16 protein-coding genes and 1 pseudogene (1 of these 17 running past the window's edge) are annotated in these 16,830 nt (G+C 44.3%); 11 read left to right on the top strand and 6 right to left on the bottom strand.

All coding sequences use genetic code 11. The features are described from left to right. On the top strand, positions 1-889 hold the 3' portion of the coding sequence (locus EHQ17_RS05055; protein WP_135590079.1) for a COX15/CtaA family protein. The gene continues 62 nt to the left of window position 1, outside the view; the window shows 889 of its 951 coding nt (coding positions 63-951); its start codon lies beyond the left edge, outside the window; the stop codon is at positions 887-889. A gap of 16 nt (positions 890-905) precedes the next feature. Next, positions 906-1,775: a heme o synthase gene (gene cyoE, locus EHQ17_RS05050; protein ID WP_135590167.1), complete on the top strand. Its 870-nt coding sequence runs from the start codon at positions 906-908 to the stop codon at positions 1,773-1,775. 100 nt (positions 1,776-1,875) lie between these two features. On the opposite strand, the gene EHQ17_RS05045 is transcribed toward cyoE, so the two are convergent. Both EHQ17_RS05045 and EHQ17_RS05040 read right to left on the bottom strand, forming a co-directional pair. Next, complete coding sequence (locus tag EHQ17_RS05045) at positions 1,876-3,006, bottom strand: sensor histidine kinase (RefSeq protein WP_135590080.1); 1,131 nt, start codon at positions 3,004-3,006, stop codon at positions 1,876-1,878. Positions 3,007-3,194: 188 nt separating this feature from the next. Then, entirely contained in the window at positions 3,195-4,367 is a 1,173-nt protein-coding gene (locus EHQ17_RS05040) for an AraC family transcriptional regulator (protein ID WP_135590081.1), read from the bottom strand. Between the two features lie 108 nt (positions 4,368-4,475). Between EHQ17_RS05040 and EHQ17_RS05035 the strand changes: the two genes are divergently transcribed. Beyond that, the gene (locus EHQ17_RS05035) at positions 4,476-5,624 is read left to right on the top strand and encodes a DJ-1/PfpI family protein (protein WP_135590082.1); all 1,149 of its coding nucleotides are present in this window, start codon (positions 4,476-4,478) and stop codon (positions 5,622-5,624) included. Between the two features lie 64 nt (positions 5,625-5,688). Here EHQ17_RS05035 and EHQ17_RS05030 read toward each other — a convergent pair whose 3' ends face one another. From EHQ17_RS05030 to EHQ17_RS05020, 3 genes are read right to left on the bottom strand one after another with little or no spacing between them, the layout of a single operon-like run. Beyond that, positions 5,689-6,189: a hypothetical protein gene (locus EHQ17_RS05030; RefSeq protein WP_135590083.1), complete on the bottom strand. Its 501-nt coding sequence runs from the start codon at positions 6,187-6,189 to the stop codon at positions 5,689-5,691. After that, positions 6,179-6,547 carry a hypothetical protein gene (locus EHQ17_RS19740; RefSeq protein WP_167882473.1) on the bottom strand — a complete coding sequence of 123 codons (369 nt, stop codon included), beginning with the start codon at positions 6,545-6,547 and terminating at the stop codon, positions 6,179-6,181. Before EHQ17_RS19740 ends, EHQ17_RS05030 begins: the two co-directional genes overlap by 11 nt. Then, positions 6,544-7,065, bottom strand: coding sequence for an ankyrin repeat domain-containing protein (locus tag EHQ17_RS05020; RefSeq protein WP_135590084.1), 522 nt, complete (start codon positions 7,063-7,065; stop codon positions 6,544-6,546). Before EHQ17_RS05020 ends, EHQ17_RS19740 begins: the two co-directional genes overlap by 4 nt. Positions 7,066-7,270: 205 nt before the next feature. Here EHQ17_RS05020 and EHQ17_RS05015 point away from each other — a divergent pair, with 205 nt between their 5' ends. From EHQ17_RS05015 to EHQ17_RS05005, 3 genes are all read left to right on the top strand, one after another. After that, positions 7,271-7,798: a helix-turn-helix transcriptional regulator gene (locus tag EHQ17_RS05015; protein ID WP_135590085.1), complete on the top strand. Its 528-nt coding sequence runs from the start codon at positions 7,271-7,273 to the stop codon at positions 7,796-7,798. Between the two features lie 24 nt (positions 7,799-7,822). Then, positions 7,823-8,401: a DUF4269 domain-containing protein gene (locus EHQ17_RS05010; protein WP_167881155.1), complete on the top strand. Its 579-nt coding sequence runs from the start codon at positions 7,823-7,825 to the stop codon at positions 8,399-8,401. Between the two features lie 139 nt (positions 8,402-8,540). After that, positions 8,541-10,520: a M48 family metallopeptidase gene (locus tag EHQ17_RS05005; protein WP_135590087.1), complete on the top strand. Its 1,980-nt coding sequence runs from the start codon at positions 8,541-8,543 to the stop codon at positions 10,518-10,520. Between the two features lie 84 nt (positions 10,521-10,604). Here the strand turns inward: EHQ17_RS05005 and EHQ17_RS05000 are convergent, their stop codons facing one another. Beyond that, entirely contained in the window at positions 10,605-11,285 is a 681-nt protein-coding gene (locus EHQ17_RS05000) for a hypothetical protein (protein WP_135590088.1), read from the bottom strand. A 255-nt stretch (positions 11,286-11,540) separates the two neighbouring features. On the opposite strand from EHQ17_RS05000, the pseudogene EHQ17_RS04995 reads away from it, so the two are divergent. From EHQ17_RS04995 to EHQ17_RS04975, 5 genes and pseudogenes are all read left to right on the top strand, one after another. Next, positions 11,541-11,846 (top strand): annotated as a pseudogene (locus EHQ17_RS04995) (macro domain-containing protein); the annotation flags it as partial. Between the two features lie 515 nt (positions 11,847-12,361). Beyond that, complete coding sequence (locus EHQ17_RS04990; RefSeq protein WP_135590090.1) at positions 12,362-13,672, top strand: 3-hydroxyacyl-CoA dehydrogenase family protein; 1,311 nt, start codon at positions 12,362-12,364, stop codon at positions 13,670-13,672. A 21-nt stretch (positions 13,673-13,693) separates the two neighbouring features. After that, on the top strand, positions 13,694-14,959 hold the full coding sequence (locus EHQ17_RS04985; RefSeq protein WP_135590091.1) for an acetyl-CoA acetyltransferase: 1,266 nt from the start codon (positions 13,694-13,696) through the stop codon (positions 14,957-14,959). Between the two features lie 2 nt (positions 14,960-14,961). Beyond that, positions 14,962-15,399: a hypothetical protein gene (locus EHQ17_RS04980; RefSeq protein WP_135590092.1), complete on the top strand. Its 438-nt coding sequence runs from the start codon at positions 14,962-14,964 to the stop codon at positions 15,397-15,399. A 508-nt stretch (positions 15,400-15,907) separates the two neighbouring features. Further along, positions 15,908-16,786, top strand: coding sequence for an LIC13305 family lipoprotein (locus EHQ17_RS04975; RefSeq protein ID WP_135590093.1), 879 nt, complete (start codon positions 15,908-15,910; stop codon positions 16,784-16,786). The last annotated feature ends 44 nt before the right edge of the window (positions 16,787-16,830 follow it).

The following is a 16,830-nucleotide window of genomic DNA, read 5'->3' as shown; positions in this document are numbered from 1 at the left end:
AAGCGTCCTTATTTTTCTCAATCTTCTCTACGGTCCTTTGGTGAGAGCGACCGGATCCGGCCTTGCCTGTCCGGATTGGCCGTTTTGTTTCGGAAAAATTTTTCCGACCTTCGACTTTCAGATTTTTATGGAAGTTTCTCATCGTTATTATTCCGGTTTTCTCGGTTTGATTCTGCTCGGAGTGACGATTTGGACGTTCGCGGACAAAACACTTCGAAAAGAGTTCGGAATCTATCTCGTTCTTGCGGTTTTACTTTTAATCTCTCAAATCAACTTAGGAAGACTGACCGTCACACTGAAATTGGACCCTACTTCGGTCAATCTTCACCTTTTGAACGCGATCGCCTTTTTTCTGGTGATACTTACGGTTTCCATCGACGCGAGAAACAAATTCGGGAAAAATCCCGGTTTCGTCACGGGATCGTCCATATTCAGAAGCGATAATATTCCATTTTTCTTATTGATTGCCGCCGTCGTCGTCCAGATCGTTTTGGGAGGAAGGGTAAGCTCCCATTACGCGGGACTTGCGTGCCCGGATTTTCCGACGTGTTGGGGACAATGGATCCCGGATCATCCGCTGGAGATCGTCCAAATCCAGGTGATTCACCGTTTCGGAGCCTACGCGGTCGCGTTACTTCTGGCTTTTACGCTTTCGTATTCGATCCTAAAACAGTTTCCACTTTTGACCAGAAGGTTCCTTAGAATATCCATGTATATCCTCGGGATTCAAATCATTTTAGGAATTCTGAATGTATTTTACGGACTTCCCAAGTTGATCACCGCTCTCCACACCGGTTTCGCGGTTTTACTTTTGACGTTCGCCTATCTTTCCCTGATCATCAGGGCGATGTTTTTGACGTCCGAAACGGAAGGGAAAAAGGGGAATTAACCCGGAACTACGTATGATGGCTACTTCGACTTTTTTTTCGGATTGGAATCAGATGATCAAACCGAGGGTTACCACTCTCGTTTTGGCGACCATCATTCCCGGGTTATATCTCGCGAGCGGATCGCCTCCTTCGGGATTTTTGATCACAGTGACTTTGTTCGGAACTTTTTTGATGTCTTCCGCCTCGTTCATCTTCAATCAGGTAATCGAAAAGGATCGGGACGCCAAGATGAAGCGGACCGCAAATCGTCCCGTCCCCGCGGGAAGAATCGGAGTTCTGCAAGCCACGTTAGTCGGCTTTGTTATGACGGCGGCTTCCTTTTATCTTTTGACCGTCTACGTGAATCTCCTAACCGCCTTATGCGCGTTCGCCGCCCTGATCTCCTACGTTTTTCTTTATACGATCCTTCTCAAACCCAGAACACATCAGAACATCGTAATCGGAGGAGTCGCCGGTTGTGTGGGACCGTTGATCGGTTACGCGGCGATCGGCAACTCTCTTCCCGTCCAGGCCTGGATTCTGTTTATGATGATTTTCCTCTGGACTCCGGCGCACTTTTGGGCTCTGGCTATTTTTTTAAAGGATGATTATTCGGACGCGGCGTTTCCCATGCTTCCCGTCGTCAAAGGAAATCAAGAAACCGCGAAATCGATCTTTCTTTATACGATTCTGTATTCCGCAAGTTGTATCGGTTTTTATTTTTTCGAATCCACGATGGGGATTTTATATCTCGTTTCCTCGATTTCGGTTTGTTTGTGGATGGGAGCGCTTGCGTTTCGACTTCTAAAAAACCCGGAACGGAAATCCGCGAGAAGTTTCTTTTTCTTTTCGATCTTTCATCTGTTTTTGATCAATATTTTGATTCTCATCGATCACGGACTTTGACTAAAACAGGGAAAGAATCCTCCACAAGTCTTTCCAACATCGCGGACCGAAGAGGCGTTTTCGGCGAGAATCTTATTTTAATATGTTCGCCTAACAGGCGTCAGACGCCAAACTCCAAAACAGCCGAAGAGCCTCCTTCCAAAAGGATTCGAAAATCACCTTTGATCTGTTTCGTCAGAATTTGAACGAGGGTAAAACCAGCTGTCTTCGGTCGCCGCCAAATTTCGGAATCGGGAATCCCCGTTCCGTCGTCTTCGACGATCAGTCTAAACTTATTCTCGTCCTTTCGAAATCGAATCCGAACGTTTCCTTCGCCGAAAGGAAAGGCGTGTGAGAGCGCATTCGATAACAATTCGCTGAAAATCATCGCGCAAGGGAGAGCGTTCTCGATCCTTAAAAAAATTCTTTCTGTCGAAGTTTCGATCCGGATCGAACTTTTTCCGGATTTAACGGAAAGGTTTTTTACGATGCCTTCGATCACTTCCGAGAAATCGATATCGAAATAATTTTCCGATTTATAAAGATAATTATGCACTTCGGAAATCGCCAGAATCCGATTCTGAAAATCCGAAAGGACGCTCTGAAAGTCGGCTTTTCCGCTGTCGCTATGTATTTCCACCAAACCAGATAGAACTTGAAGATTGTTCCGCACGCGATGGTGGATCTCCTGGATCAATTCGTTCTTTTCACGGACGGAACCGTAAAGGGTTTTTACCGCGAGGATCGAAATCACCGTAAACATGGCGAATAATCCGATCCGATCCGCCGTATAAACGGTACCGTGATCCTTTTTTAAAATGAATTCGTCCGTCATAATCAGGGCAAAACTATAGATCGTGATGAGGATCGTTTTTCTTACATCCGTAAAATATAAGAATATCATAATAAATATGACTAGTACTAAATTTTTATTTCCTACGTCGGATCCGATATTCGGAATTCCCCAAAACCAACCGAAAGTTACGGACGCGATCGTAGCCGCCAAAACGACGTTTAACGCCGTCTCGTAATTTTTCCGTAAAAGAAAAAAAAGGGAAATTGCGGACGCGACCGCCATGATCGAAAATCCGATACGAACATATCGTCCGGTAAAAACCCAAAGAAAAAAATTGGAAGAAGTTCCCAAAAGAACCGAAGCTACGTTGAACACAAAAAGATGCAACACCCTACTGCGGGTCAAATAATCCCGATCTTTGTAGATCCTTCGAATATACGCGGAAAATTCCTTCATACCTTTTCTCCGGAAGAAATCCGATTTCGATCGTTACGTAGATTTACGGCTCTTACGATCCGGAAACGTTTCCTTTTCAATATCGGGATTGTCTCGAAGATTAAAAAACGGAACTATTCTACACGAAGAATTCGTTTTGGAAATATTTTTACCGATTTTAGGGAGATCAATATGAAAAAACTTTTTTACTAAATTAGATCGGGAGGATCCGCGTTTGAAAAGTCCCTTCTCTTTTTCAGCGATTCCCGATTTCTGAATTCGGAAGGCGAACAACCGTAATATTCCTGAAAAAGTTTATGAAAGGAGGATTTCGAATTAAAACCGGAAGCGTAAAGAACGGAAAGTATCGATCGCTCCGGCTCTCCAAGCAAAAGATCGGCGGCTTCTTCCAATCGGAATCGCGTTACGTATTCCCGAAAACTTTTTCCGAGACGAACGTTTAGAATTTCGGAAAGTTGATGTGTTTGAACGTCGAGTTCGGCGGCCAGTTTTCCGAGCGTTAAATTCTCGTCCAAATACAATCGTTTGACCGTCATCAATTCGTCCAAGCGAATTAAAACCGTATTCAGATCCAAACCTGAAATTCTACTTTCCTTATACCGAGCCTCCCTCGAATCCTTTACGAACGAACGCGTGAGATCGGGATTTGCCACGCTCATCAAAAATATAGAACATATCAGAATCGTCAGGCAAGCGGAAGCCGTCGGAAATAAAGGCATATAAAAAATCTGGGCGGCGGCGAACAACGATAATACGAAAACCGTTCCGGCAAACAAAAATAAAAAAGGTAAAAAGGAAACGGGCCGTTTTTCGGAGGAATTCTTTCTCCATCGCCAAACCTTTCGGAATAAACCGATCGGATAGATTAAATTGGAAATCGTCCCTAAAACCAACAACGTAAGAATCACAGTATGAAACGGATCCAGCGGAGTTTCGTGCGCGAGAAAAGCGGCTTTCCTTTCTCCGTTGCGAAGATAAAAGGGAAGCATAACGATCGCCGATCCTAAAGCGGGAAAAAAATGAAAGGCACGTAGGATCGAACTTCCTCCGCTCAGCGTTTCGAAATAAAGATAGGTGAGAGGTCCGATCAAAAAAACGGCCGGAATGTGTAGATTAAAAAACCATAATGCGCTCGAAAGTTGATCGGATAATTCCAGATAAAGGTGCAACTGAACGATTCCCGCAGTAAAAAATAATACTCCGGAAAGATTTTCGACGCGCACCAGATATTTTCTTTCCGTCTCGAAATCGGAATCCTCCGCGTACGAAGAGTCGGATTCCCGATTCTTACGGGAATTCAAAAAACCGGAGATCGCCAAAAGAAACAAAAGCCCGGCTCCGAACGCGATAAAGGTATTCATAAAATGATTTCAACCGATCGTTCAACTCTGTCGATATTTTTTCCTAAAAAACGGTCCGTCCGTATCCGGACGGACGACTCGATTAAAAATAGGAGTTATACTCGAACTATGAATGTTAACAGCTTCGATACCCGGTTTATCTTCTCAAAATATAAAAAAACAATAATATATTTCGTCTGCGCGATTTCGATTTGGAATTGCGGAACGGATCCGGAAATAAAACAAAAACCCGCGCTGATAAAACCCGAATCCGGTTTGGAACGGTACAAACCGCGGTTCGGCAGAAAACGCCCGGTTATCGCCGTTATAGGGGAGACGAAATACACGGAACTTTCGGACTTTATCGTACCTTTCGGGGTTCTAAAACGGGCGAAAATTGCCGACATACACGCGTTAGCCGATAAGAGGGGCACGATGAATATGTTTCCCGCCCTCAAGTTCGAGATCGGAAACGACTTCACCGATTTCGACTTAAAGTTTCCGGAAGGAGCCGATTACGTGATCGTCCCTGCGGTGCATAATTCGGAAAACCGGATCCTGATCGATTGGATTCGGGACCAGTCCAGAAAAGGAGCGACCGTAATCGGAATCTGCGACGGTGTCTGGCTGGTTTCGAACGCCGGATTGTTAAACGACAAACGGGCGACGGGACATTGGTATTCCTTCGAAAAATTGAGGGAAAAGTTTCCTTCCACACAATGGATACGAAACAAAAGATACGTTGCCGATCGAAATGTGATCACGACTACGGGAGTTACCGCTTCCATTCCGATTTCCTTAGCCTTGGTCGAATCGATTGCTGGAAAGCAAAGAGCGTCTAACGTTGCACGCGACTTCGGAGTGACGGATTGGAGTGACGAACATTGCAGTTCGGAATTCGCATTCGAAACGAAACACTACTTCGCGGCCGCAAAGAATCTGCTTTTCTTTTGGAACCGAGAAGACGTCGGAATTCCCGTTTTCCAAGGAATGGACGAGGTATCGCTCGCTTTGGCCGCGGATGCTTACGCACGAACCTTTAGGACGAACGTGTTTTCTATTTCGAATTCCTCCGGATCGATTCGAACGAAATCCGAACTTCTCCTAATACCGGATCTTCAAAACGAGCCGAACCGATTCTTAGATCGTTCGATAACGATGGAAAAAGCCGAAACGGCGGTAAACGTGTTGAAAAAAACTCTCACACACATAGAACTTTTATACGGGAATTCGACTTCTTCTTTCGTATCCTTGCAGATAGAATATCCCAAAGAATAAAATCGTACGGCAAAATTATGCGGCGCGGTGAAGGAAATTTATCCGAACGCCGCTCGCGCCGGAATTAGAGTTCGTTTAGGAATTCCCGCAAACAGGGTAACATATATTTTTCGTTTTCCTCTTCGGAAACCGGACCAACCACACCTCTGCTTTGATAACACCAATCCGTCTGATTACTTTTAGAACAGCCGTTATCCATAACGTAACTCATATTCGTAATTTTGAATGTATTTTCGGTAGACCGGGAAACCGTAAAACTACAAGCGAGATACACATCGAAATAAAATTCCCTTGCGCTATAATATTTCATCCTAAACCGGTTTTCGGAAATTTCGTCAACGAACAAGTTCAAACCGAAACGCTCCTTTTTGATAGAAATCCAATCTCTCAGCGTTCTATTTTTTTCCATCGACACTTCCTTAGGGTAATTCCTTTTTTCCATCGGTAAAAGGGAAGAACAGAAAAGATTGGTCACGATACAAGTGATCACCAAAGATAGAAAGGCCGATTCCATCCTACGATCGTTTCGTTTTTCGTTTTGCGCGGAAATACGGTTAGAAGACAATTCCGCCACCTCCGTGCCCTCCCCCTCCATGACCTCCGGATCCTCCGCCGCTTCCGCCTCCACCACCGCCATTTCCTCCGCCTCGACTTCCGGAACCCGAACCGGTACTTCTCGTCCCCGTACGATTGTTTCCTCCGGAGGAATTACGAACCTTACAATTATCCTTACAGTTGTCGCAAATCTGATAGCAGATAAAAGGGACGGCCGATGATTGATTGGCTGTTCCGTTGTTTACGGCGACCAATAAACAAGTGGAAAATTGAATATCGCAGTTTTTCTCGCAGCCGGAAGTATCGACTTCGCAGGATTGCAGAAATAGGAACAACAAAAAAGGAAACAGTCTTATTAAACGGTTCATCGTTTCGGACCTGCGCCGTATTCGGAAAGAATATCCTGCACTTTTTTATAATCTTCTAATGTGGTTTCCGTCCACGCCGTGTGCCCCTGAACTGTTGACGCGTTGACGTCAGCGCCCGAACGGATCAGCAGTTTTACGATTTGAGGATAACGATTAAAGGCAGCCATCATCAAAGCGGTATGTCCGTCGCGGGTTCTCGCGTTGACGTCAGCGCCTTTTCGTATTAAAAATTCCGCGATCAAATACTCGCCCTCCCTCGCGGCGACCATCAACGGAGTATAATTTCTAAAAAATGGATCGCGCTGATCGACCCCCTTTCCGGATCGAAGCGAATTTTCGAGCCCTTCCAAATCCCCGCGATAGACGAAATCGGTCGGACTGGGACCGGTATTCGCGGAATAAATTTTTTCCTGAGGAAGGATACAAGCCTGCGTCGATAGACTCAAGATCGCACCGACGAGAAAATATCCTATGTTTCGACTCGTTTTCGTCCGTTTAAAAAATTCCGAAAGTTTCATGACTTTCCACCTCGATGTGATAAACGATACCCGTAATATTCGGGGATACAATAGGAGGAGACAGTAACTACGGTAATTCCCCAAAGGGTTTCGTTGTGTTTAGTGGTTTTTACCTAAGGAACGTTTCGGATCCGTTATCATACTTGACTCGGAAAAGGGAGAGTTCTTAGTTTTACTTGTGCCGTTCTATAAGCGGCTTTTAAAAATGAAATTCTGGTTTCCTCAAGAAAAACGGTTCTACTTTTTTTCGCTTTATATCTTTTTGATCCTTCTCTGGATAATAGAAGAAATCCTTACGTTCGCGTTCGACATTCATTGGATCGAAAGGTCCCAGGCATACTTTACCACCATTGAGACCGCGTTCGGACTTCTATCGATTATCGGAATTTTTTTTCTGTTTCAGGAAATCAGAAACACACAGGAAGACATCGAATCGGCCAAAGTGGTGATCGAAGGGTTGAAAAATAAGAATCAACTCCTTACGCATACGGACCAATCCTTTTGGGAATCGTTCCAAAAACAACTCGCAGGTTGGGGACTTTCGGATAAGGAAAAAGAGATCGCCGTCCTACTTTTGCGCGGAATGTCAAATCACCAAATCGCTGCTATACGAGGAAAAAGTCTGAAGACGATCGAAAATCAGACTTTCTCCATCTATCAAAAATCTGGAACCACTGGTAAATTGGAATTCATCGCTTATTTTATTTCTCCGCTTCTACCTGAAGAGGATTAAATTTTCTCTCAGATATCAGGTAACTTGGATACGAAACCGAATTTTTCATCGCCGAATTTCCTCAAAAACGGAAACCTAAAACAAAGAAAGATTTGGGAGGAAATAAAAAGACATTCGATCTTCGATTCGATTTCTAAATACGGTCCTGTTTTTGCGGGAACCGTTCCTCTTGAAATAGACATTGATGAAAGCGACGTGGACATTCTTTGCAGTTATAAGGATTCGGAAGAATTCAAACTCGAACTCGGAACTTCGTTTTCCCGATTTTACGATTTCGAAATCGAAGAAAAAAATTTCCAAAATTTGGCGACGATCATCACACGTTTTCGTATCGAGAATTTTAAGTACGAAATTTTCGCGCAGCCGATTCCCGTCGAATCACAGATGGGATTCGTTCATATGATCGTGGAACACAGGATTCTTACGTTCGCCGTTCCGGAATTCGGGGAGAAAATAAAGGATCTAAAACTCCGAGGCCGGACAACCGAACAGGCGTTTTGCGATCTTTTGCGAATCGACGAGGATCCGTACGAATATTTATTCGAACTTCGGACTTGGTCCGATCCGGAAATAAAAAATCTGATCCTCCAAAAGGGATTTTGAAGAATTTCGAATTATAATTTTTTTCCTACGCAGCGCGGATTCCGCAGTCCGCATCAAAAGGAAGAGCTTGACAACGTTTTTTTTTTTGCGATCTTAGAGGCCCCGACGTTATTTAAATCACTCTTAAGGTTTACGGAATATGTTTAGAATTCGCACGTTTGTCTTTTCTATCCTTACACTCGTCCTAAGTTTTTCGTTGAGCGCGGAAAAAAACGCTCCGATCAATTTCGACGCCGAGTTATACGCGCAGATCGTCCGCCAAAGTTCGTATCAGTATACTGCAATTTTAAAATCCAGAAAAGTTTTGAAGGACTACAACGGCTGGAGAAAACCGATCGATTCCGCCTTTCGGAAATTGGCAGACTCGTCCGGAAATCCTTCGTTCCCGATCGTATACAATCTCGTGCAGGATAACTCGTTTAACGCGTTCGCTATGGCTGGAGGACAATTTTGTATCAACTCCGGAACTCTCGATATACTCGATCAGGTAATTTCCCGTTCGGAATCTGACGCAAAAGAAAAGATGGATTTTTACCGAGAAAGATACGTAGCGGGAGTTTTATCTCACGAATTGTCGCATTATTACAACAGACATACGTTCAACTCCGTTAAAAAATTCTATCAATTGAAGGAGAATCCTACGGGGGAAGCCGTATTAGATAATCTTAAATTTTCGCAAGAACAGGAAGTGGATGCGGACCAGACCGGATTTCAACTGCTCAATAAGGCCGGATACGGCGGAGACTACATGATTCGTACCTTGGAGCTCATGAGCGATATCGAAAACCAATACAAAGAATACATCGCCAACAAAAAGCTGGACAAAATCAGTCCGGAATCGATGACCTCCGTCTATTTCGCGAGTCACCCTTCGCCTAACGACCGTTTGTCTAGATTCGGCGGAGATAAACAGGAGTTGTATTCCCTTCTCGCCACTATGGAAAAGACGTACGACGACGTTCAATTCGGTAAAAATTTGGATCAGGCGAAATCCAACCTCGAACGCGCCTTATCCAAATTTCCGGGGAACACACATCTGGAAAAGGCGTACGCCGTATGCCTTCATAAAATCTGGATGGCCACAGCGAGTAACGAGGACTTGAAGTTAAAACCGGTTCTGGATATGCCTTCCTTCCGAGATTCGATGGTGTTTCCGGACGGGATTCGCAAAAGAGCCGTTATGCGAGCGACTCCGGGAAATTCCGCCGCGTATCAAAAAGCTAAGGAGGCGTATCAAAAAGTTATCCTGAAAACGGAGGATCCTTACTTCGTTTCGAACTACGCGATTCTACTTTCGTACTCGACCGAAGAAAACGATATGAACGTCGCCAAGTCTTTGGCGGGCAACGCTGTGCGCGCCGAAAATTCCATTCCTTTGGCGAACAATCTCGGCGTGGTCTTTTATTGGACCGACGATCAGGAAAGGGCGCTGGAAATTTTTCGCTCCGTAGGAAAGATGGTGGACGGAAAAATCCAGAACCTCGGATCACAATCGAAAACCAACCCGGACGTTCAGGCGTATCTCCAAGGAATCGGAACTTCGATCCGTCAAAAAACCCAACTGGATCCGGATTACGTTTACGAGAATTTTACGCCCATCCTAAACTACGTTCTTTTGGAATCTTATAAGGAAAAAACTCCGAAGACGAAACAACTCGCCTCGTATTATATAGATAATTACGATTCTTCTTCCGGTTGGGCAAAACACTTGGCGCAGTTGCACGGTATCACGTTGCCCGATCCTTCCCAAAACGCGAAACAAAACCTGTTTAAAGTGGGTGGTGTCGGTCCGGGAGATAAGCTGGAAGACCTTTTGAAACTATGGGGAAAACCCGACCGCATTCAGGTGGATAAGTCCTCGGGCAGCGAATTTTACATCTATAACAAAAAGGAAACATCCTTCCTTCTGAGCATAGGCTCCGTACTTCAGGTGAATATGTACGGCGACGGAAGTCCGGGAATAGACAAAGGTGTTTCGATCGGTTCGGATCGGAATTCGGCGGAAAGGGTTTTCGGAAAAAGATTTCAGAAAAACGGAGCTTACCTCGGATATACTCAAAACGGAAATACCTTCGTTAAATACAGAAAGAACAGGGTCGATCAGATCATTCTTCAGTGATTGAATCCTTTTAAGCAGAGATTTCGGATAACGTTTCGAGCCGCTACGGGGGCGGCTCGTGAATTCCGATCGATGACACGAATATCATATCGAAACTCCGATTGAAATAAATACGGACAACTCGGCCGACGAATTTCGTTTCGCCTCCTGCGAGTCCGGGTCGTCCGAAATTTCTTTGAGCTGAGCCGAATCGGGAATCTGATTGTAAAAAAGTGGAAGTTCTCTCTGAATACGAGGGGAATTGTTTAGATAGAATAATCCGTAAACGGCGCAATTGATAAAAATTCCCGAGGATAAAACCAAACGTTCTCCCGTTCCGATAGATACGTAATTTCGACGGTTATAAATCGAATACGACCACATTTTACCGGAGATATCCCACTCTCCTCGACTCAGATTCGCTTGATATTCCTGCTTTCGATCTTTTTGACGATAGATTTCCTGACCGAACCCGAGAGTAAAATAGTGATGGTAATTAAACGGAAACCAATCGAACGCAAGTCCGATTTGATCTTGAGAAAAATCCCTGTTTTCAAGAGAATACGATATCTGATAGGAAAATGCTTTCGATCGATCGAGATCGAAATGATTTACGCTCGACTTTCGAAAATAAAGAAAAGAAAGAGATAAAGTTCGATCGAAATTATAACCGACTTGAAACCAAGAAAACTCGTATCCTTTTACTTCGGAGAAAAATCCTCCGATAAAAATTCTTTTCGATTCCCTTAAATCTCCCTGCGGATCCTCTTCCGTCTCACTTTCCATTGACTTTACATTTTCCTTCGACTCTAAAGATAAAAATGGAAAGTAGACTATAAAAAATAGGACAAACGTAAAAAAATAAACTGATTTCATAAAGATATTGGGATCGTGAAACGAACAAATCCCGTTTCCCGAACCTATCGACCGATCATACTTATATTACTTGCCGGTTGTCCGCTTTTTGTCTTATTTCTTTAGAAAGTTTTTTTAGTTTCGCCTCGATAAGGCGCACTTCATCGGAAGATGAAGATTTTTTAAAAAAATCAAGAAGAACGACTTCTTTGCAACGGGTATTACAACAGTCTTCGATTGGCAAAAGAAAATTCGTTGAAAACGATCGTATTCCCGAATATCGGCACGGGGATTTCTCGTTTTCCGAAAGAACGCGTCGCAAAAATCGCGATCGAGAGCGTTCGAGAATTTTTCTCCAATGAGGATACGATTTTCTCAATCTCTCAATCTCTGGAAGACGGCCACTCGATCGAAACGGTTTTCTTCGTTTGTTTCGATTCCGAGAACTTCGAGATCTACAAAAAGTTTCCTTTATTTTCGTTCGATCAATGATTTTGATCCCACCTCGTTCGTTACCGGAGGATTGGAATTCGATACGGTCTTTTTTAAAGGCGGCTTTCCTTTCCGTAAAACCCGATCCAACGTAGAATGTGGGAACTCATACTTTTTTACAACGCGTGAGCGATCGACGAAATTCAACGCATCGGTTCTTTACGGATCTCGATGCGGATAAAGTGATTGGCTTTTTGAATCCGGTCAACGGCATCATTACGATTCGATAACTTGACCGGAGCCGAGCGCACTCTCCACAAACCCGCAAACGAGCCCGCGTTTTTAAATTTAATGCAACGCAGAGGCACACCCCGTAAAAAATTCTATTTTTTTATGAAAGCCGTTTTCTATCGTTTTAAAAGGCGCTTTCATCATTTTAAGCAAATTTAAACAGAACATTCGTTCTGTCTTAGAACAATTCCTTCCCCGTTTTGCGTGAAAAAAACCTTTCCTCCCCGCCCGGCTGTTTTAAACAGGTCCTATTCCATTGAAAATCCAAGAATTGGTATAGTTTCATGAGAGAGATAAAAACAGTCACAGTTTTAGGCGCGAACGGTACTATGGGTGCAGGTTCTGCGGCAATCGTTGCCTCGTTCGGTAAGGCAAAAGTCCATATGCTTGCAAGGGACATAAACAAAGCGAAAGAAGGGATTGAGAAAGCGATCGGTTCGGTTAAGACAGATACGATTCGTCCAAGATTGATTCCCGGTTCGTACGACGCGGATTTGGAAAAAGCCGTTGCGGAATCGGATTGGGTTTTTGAACTCGTTGCGGAAAGTTACGAAGTCAAAGAACCGATCAACAAAAGAATCGCGAGCTCCAGAAGACCCGGAACCATCGTTTCCACTGTATCTTCCGGTCTTTCCATCGAAAGACTTTCCAAAGCCTTCGACGAAGACGGACAAAAGCATTATTTCGGAACTCACTTCTTCAATCCTCCTTACAAAATGATTCTTTGCGAACTCGTTTCCCACAAAGGATCGGATAAGAAAGTTCTCAAACAACTCGGCGAATATCTGGATAAGGTTCTTGGCCGCGCGGTCGTTTATACGAACGATACTCCCGCGTTTGCCGGAAACAGAATCGGATTTCAGCTTATCAACGAAGTCGCCCAATTCGCGGAAAAATATTCCGATAAGGGCGGGATCGCTCTGATGGACGCGATCATGAGCGGTTACACAGGAAGAGCAATGGCTCCTCTGGACACTGCGGACTTCGTAGGACTCGACGTTCACAAAGCGATCGTGGACAACCTCTACGAGATGACTCAGGACGCGGCTCATTCTACTTTTAAAATGCCGGGTTACTTCCAAAAACTAATCGATAAAGGCGACCTCGGAAGAAAAGCGGGCGGCGGTCTTTACAAGATGTCCAAAACTCCGGACGGCAAGAAAGAAAAGTTAGTCTATAATATAGGCGCCGATTTGTACGAACCTCTTCCCAAATTCGACATTGATTTTATTCGTCAGGCGAACCGAAGAATTTCCGAAGCGGACTACATAGGCGCAATGAACGTCGTAAAAGAAGCGAAAGGTCTGGAAGCCGATCTCGCGAGATACTTCATCGCAAGATACGTTAGTTACTCTCTCTCGATCGTCGGCGAAGTCGTAGACACCAAAGAAATGGCGGATCTCGCGATGGGAACGGGATTCAACTGGGCTCCCGCGTCTGCGTTCGTCGATTTCTTAGGCGGACCTAAGGACGCGATCCAACTGATCGAAAAAGCAAAACTTCCGGTTCCTGAAGTATTAGCAAAAGCGAAACCGGGAAAACCGTTTTACGAGCTGAAGGAAAAACTTGACGCTCGTTCACTTTTCAAAGGATAATTTAGGGGAGAAGGTATCACCATGAGCGATAAAATTTACGTCCTCGGCGGGGAACAAACCGATTTTCAAAGAAACTGGACCAAAGAAGGAAAGACCTTCATGTCCTTAATGCGCGAAGCCGTTCAAGACGGACTTGCGGCTGTCGGAATTACTCCCGATGAAATCAAAAAACTGAACAAACAAAATAGAATCGGAATTTTCGTAGGAAACTTCGACGCGGAACAATATGCGACGCAAGGTCACTTGGGCGCATTCTTAACCGAAGTCGATCCTGCGTTCTACGGAATTCCGGGCGGACGTTTTGAAGCCGCTTGTGCTTCCGGATCGATCGCACTCGATGCGGCCGCTACAAAAATCCGCGCAAAAGACTACGACGTTGCCATCGTTCTCGGAATCGAGATCATGAAAACGGTCAGTTCTTCCGTAGGCGGTGACTTTTTAGGAACAGCCGCTTATTACGAAAAAGAAGCGAAAGGAGTTCAATTTCCTTTCCCGAAACTTTTCGGAAAACTCGCGGACGTAATTCTGGAAAGATACAAACTTCCGGAACAAAGATTCATGGGCGCGTTAGCCGAAATCTCAAGAATCAACTACGACAACGCAAAGAGAAACCCGAAAGCGCAAACACGTTCTTGGTTCATGAACAAAGAACACGCGAACGCTCGCGGCGGAGAATACAATATGGCCGTGGGTGGAAGACTTTGTATCACCGATTGTTCTCAAGTAACCGACGGTGCGGCGATGGTGGTTCTCGCGAATAAATCTTACACCGAAGAATACGCTAAAAAAAGAGGAAAGAAGATCACTTCCATCCCAAGACTGAAAGGTTGGGGACACAGAGTGGCTCCGATTACTTTCGACGCGAAGGTTGCCGAATCTAAAGGAGACAAATACATTCTCCCTTGGACCAGACAAACCGTAAAAGACGCTTACGACAGAGCGGAACTCGGAGTGAAAGACATCGACGTTTTCGAAACTCACGACTGTTTCACTTCTTCCGAGTATGCGGCGATTTCCGCTTTCGGAATCACTCAACCCGGTAAAGAACACGAAGCGATCGAAGACGGCGTAATCGACATCAACGGTAAAAAACCGATCAACCCGTCCGGCGGACTGATCGGAGTCGGTCACCCGGTCGGAGCTTCCGGAGTTAGAATGATGCTCGACCTCTACAAACAAGTTACCGGCACTGCAGGCAACTACCAAGTAGAAGGCGCTAAGAACGGATTGATGCTGAACATCGGCGGATCCGCGACGACGAACGTTGTATTCATCGTAGGAAAATAAGAATGAGTTTAAGAACTGCGAAAGATTGGAATCAATTTCTTTTAAGGCTGTTTATCGCCTTCGGTTTTTGGGAAGTAATTTCCATTCCGCTTCGCAGTTTGTTCTTTTCGCGTTTTTACTACGACCCTGCCTATAAAGGTTTTTTCCAATCCGTTGGAATGATCTTATGGGTGGGGCCGATCGCCGCCGACCTCATTCAGGTTTTCTTTTTGGGAATTATCATTCGTCTTGCGAAAGATTCTCTTCCGACCGGAATCGTCGGCGGGTTGATCGTTGCGATTTGTTTTTCCCTCGCGGCTTATGTCGGTCCAGCAATTTCCATCCTGAATTTCATCAACGTACTTCCGACCACGATCGTATGGCTTTGGGTGTTTTCTCAGTTTTTACTCGCCTTCTTGGCTTCTTTGATCCTGACATACACGACCGACGAAGAATTTTAACCGGAGAATTTTTCTCTCGTTAGAGACTTAGAAAGATAACCTTTCTCGATTCAAGCCTTCAAATAATTCATAATAGAATGTGAATTTCAAGTTATCAATTTGGGCGGCTCCCGCCAACCGACTTACAAAAGTAAGCCGGAACGAATCAGGCGGGATCGGGCTCTCAGCTTTGGTCAAGTTATTGAAAATTCAATCACTTCGATCGCTTTTTCTAAAAACCAATAACTTGACCCCGCGTCGATCCCTGCCGCAGGGACCGGTCGGGAACGCAAGGGATTAACTTCTTTCGTATCGATTTAAACCAAGATCGAAAAATGCCAGAATTATCACGAATTCCATTGAGTGTTATCGATCGATCGGAAAAGTGTTCTTTGTTTTTAAGACCCATCGGAGTTCACATTATAATCCGAATCCTTTCCTGCAAGTTTTCTAAGGATTCTCTGACTTAACTTGAAAGCTAGTTCAGTATTTTTCTCCGGATGTTTTGAAAATATCCGGAGAAAAATTTATGAAAATCAATATAAAATTTGTTTTAAGCTCTTTGTTTCTTTGTGCCTTCTTGTCCTTTTGTTCCATGAAAGAAGAGGATAAAATGAGCTCCAACCTTCTTCTACTTTTATTGTTACCGGATCGTGCTGAAAACTACGATCGTGACGTTCAAATCATAACGCATACGATCGTGTCTTCTCCCTCGGTTTCCTATGACGTGAATTATTCGGATGAAGATTTGAATTATTATAAAGACCTCGTAACAGCGGAAATTGCAAGGTATCCAAGAGGATATTTTATCAAAGCCCGGGCGGAAAGAATTGTATTTACTAGAAATCTTTATATTGACTCTATCGGTTATAGAGGTGGCTTATCAAGGCCCGAAGAAAATATTATATTTTTGGACGTTTCGGACGGATTAAAATCTAGGTCCATTTTCAATCCTGCTGCTCCTTGGACTTATTATAGTGAAGAAAGGTTATCACAGATAATACACCATGAGCTTACGCACAGTATGGATGCTACTATGAGATTCTGGTCGAGTCCAGAATGGGAATCTCTAAACCCGCCTTCCTTTCAATATGGAAGTTACCAATTTTCAATAGATAATTACAATTCTCGTCCGTTATCGTCCCAAAGCCCCCTCACTCCATTCTGGAATCCTATTGACGGTTTTGTGAGCGAATACGCCACGTATAATTATGCTGAAGATCGAGCGGATGTCGGAGCTGTATTTCAAGGACGTCAATTTTCCTATTTGAATGAAATTTGCGCTACTGACCCTATCGTGGCCGCGAAAGTGCGTTTGACGATCGATGAAATGAATCGCTTTTGGCCTTTTCCCGGTGCGGAAAATACCCAATGGAAACGTAGATTCTCCGAGGTACAATGCAATTGACAGGATTTGTTTAAGAACGAAACACATTGGAATTCATCCGATGC

This window comes from Leptospira gomenensis, assembly GCF_004770155.1.
GTDB lineage: Bacteria > Spirochaetota > Leptospiria > Leptospirales > Leptospiraceae > Leptospira > Leptospira gomenensis.
The sequence above is the reverse complement of the archived record's forward strand: the minus strand, read 5'-3'. Positions and strand labels throughout refer to the sequence as shown.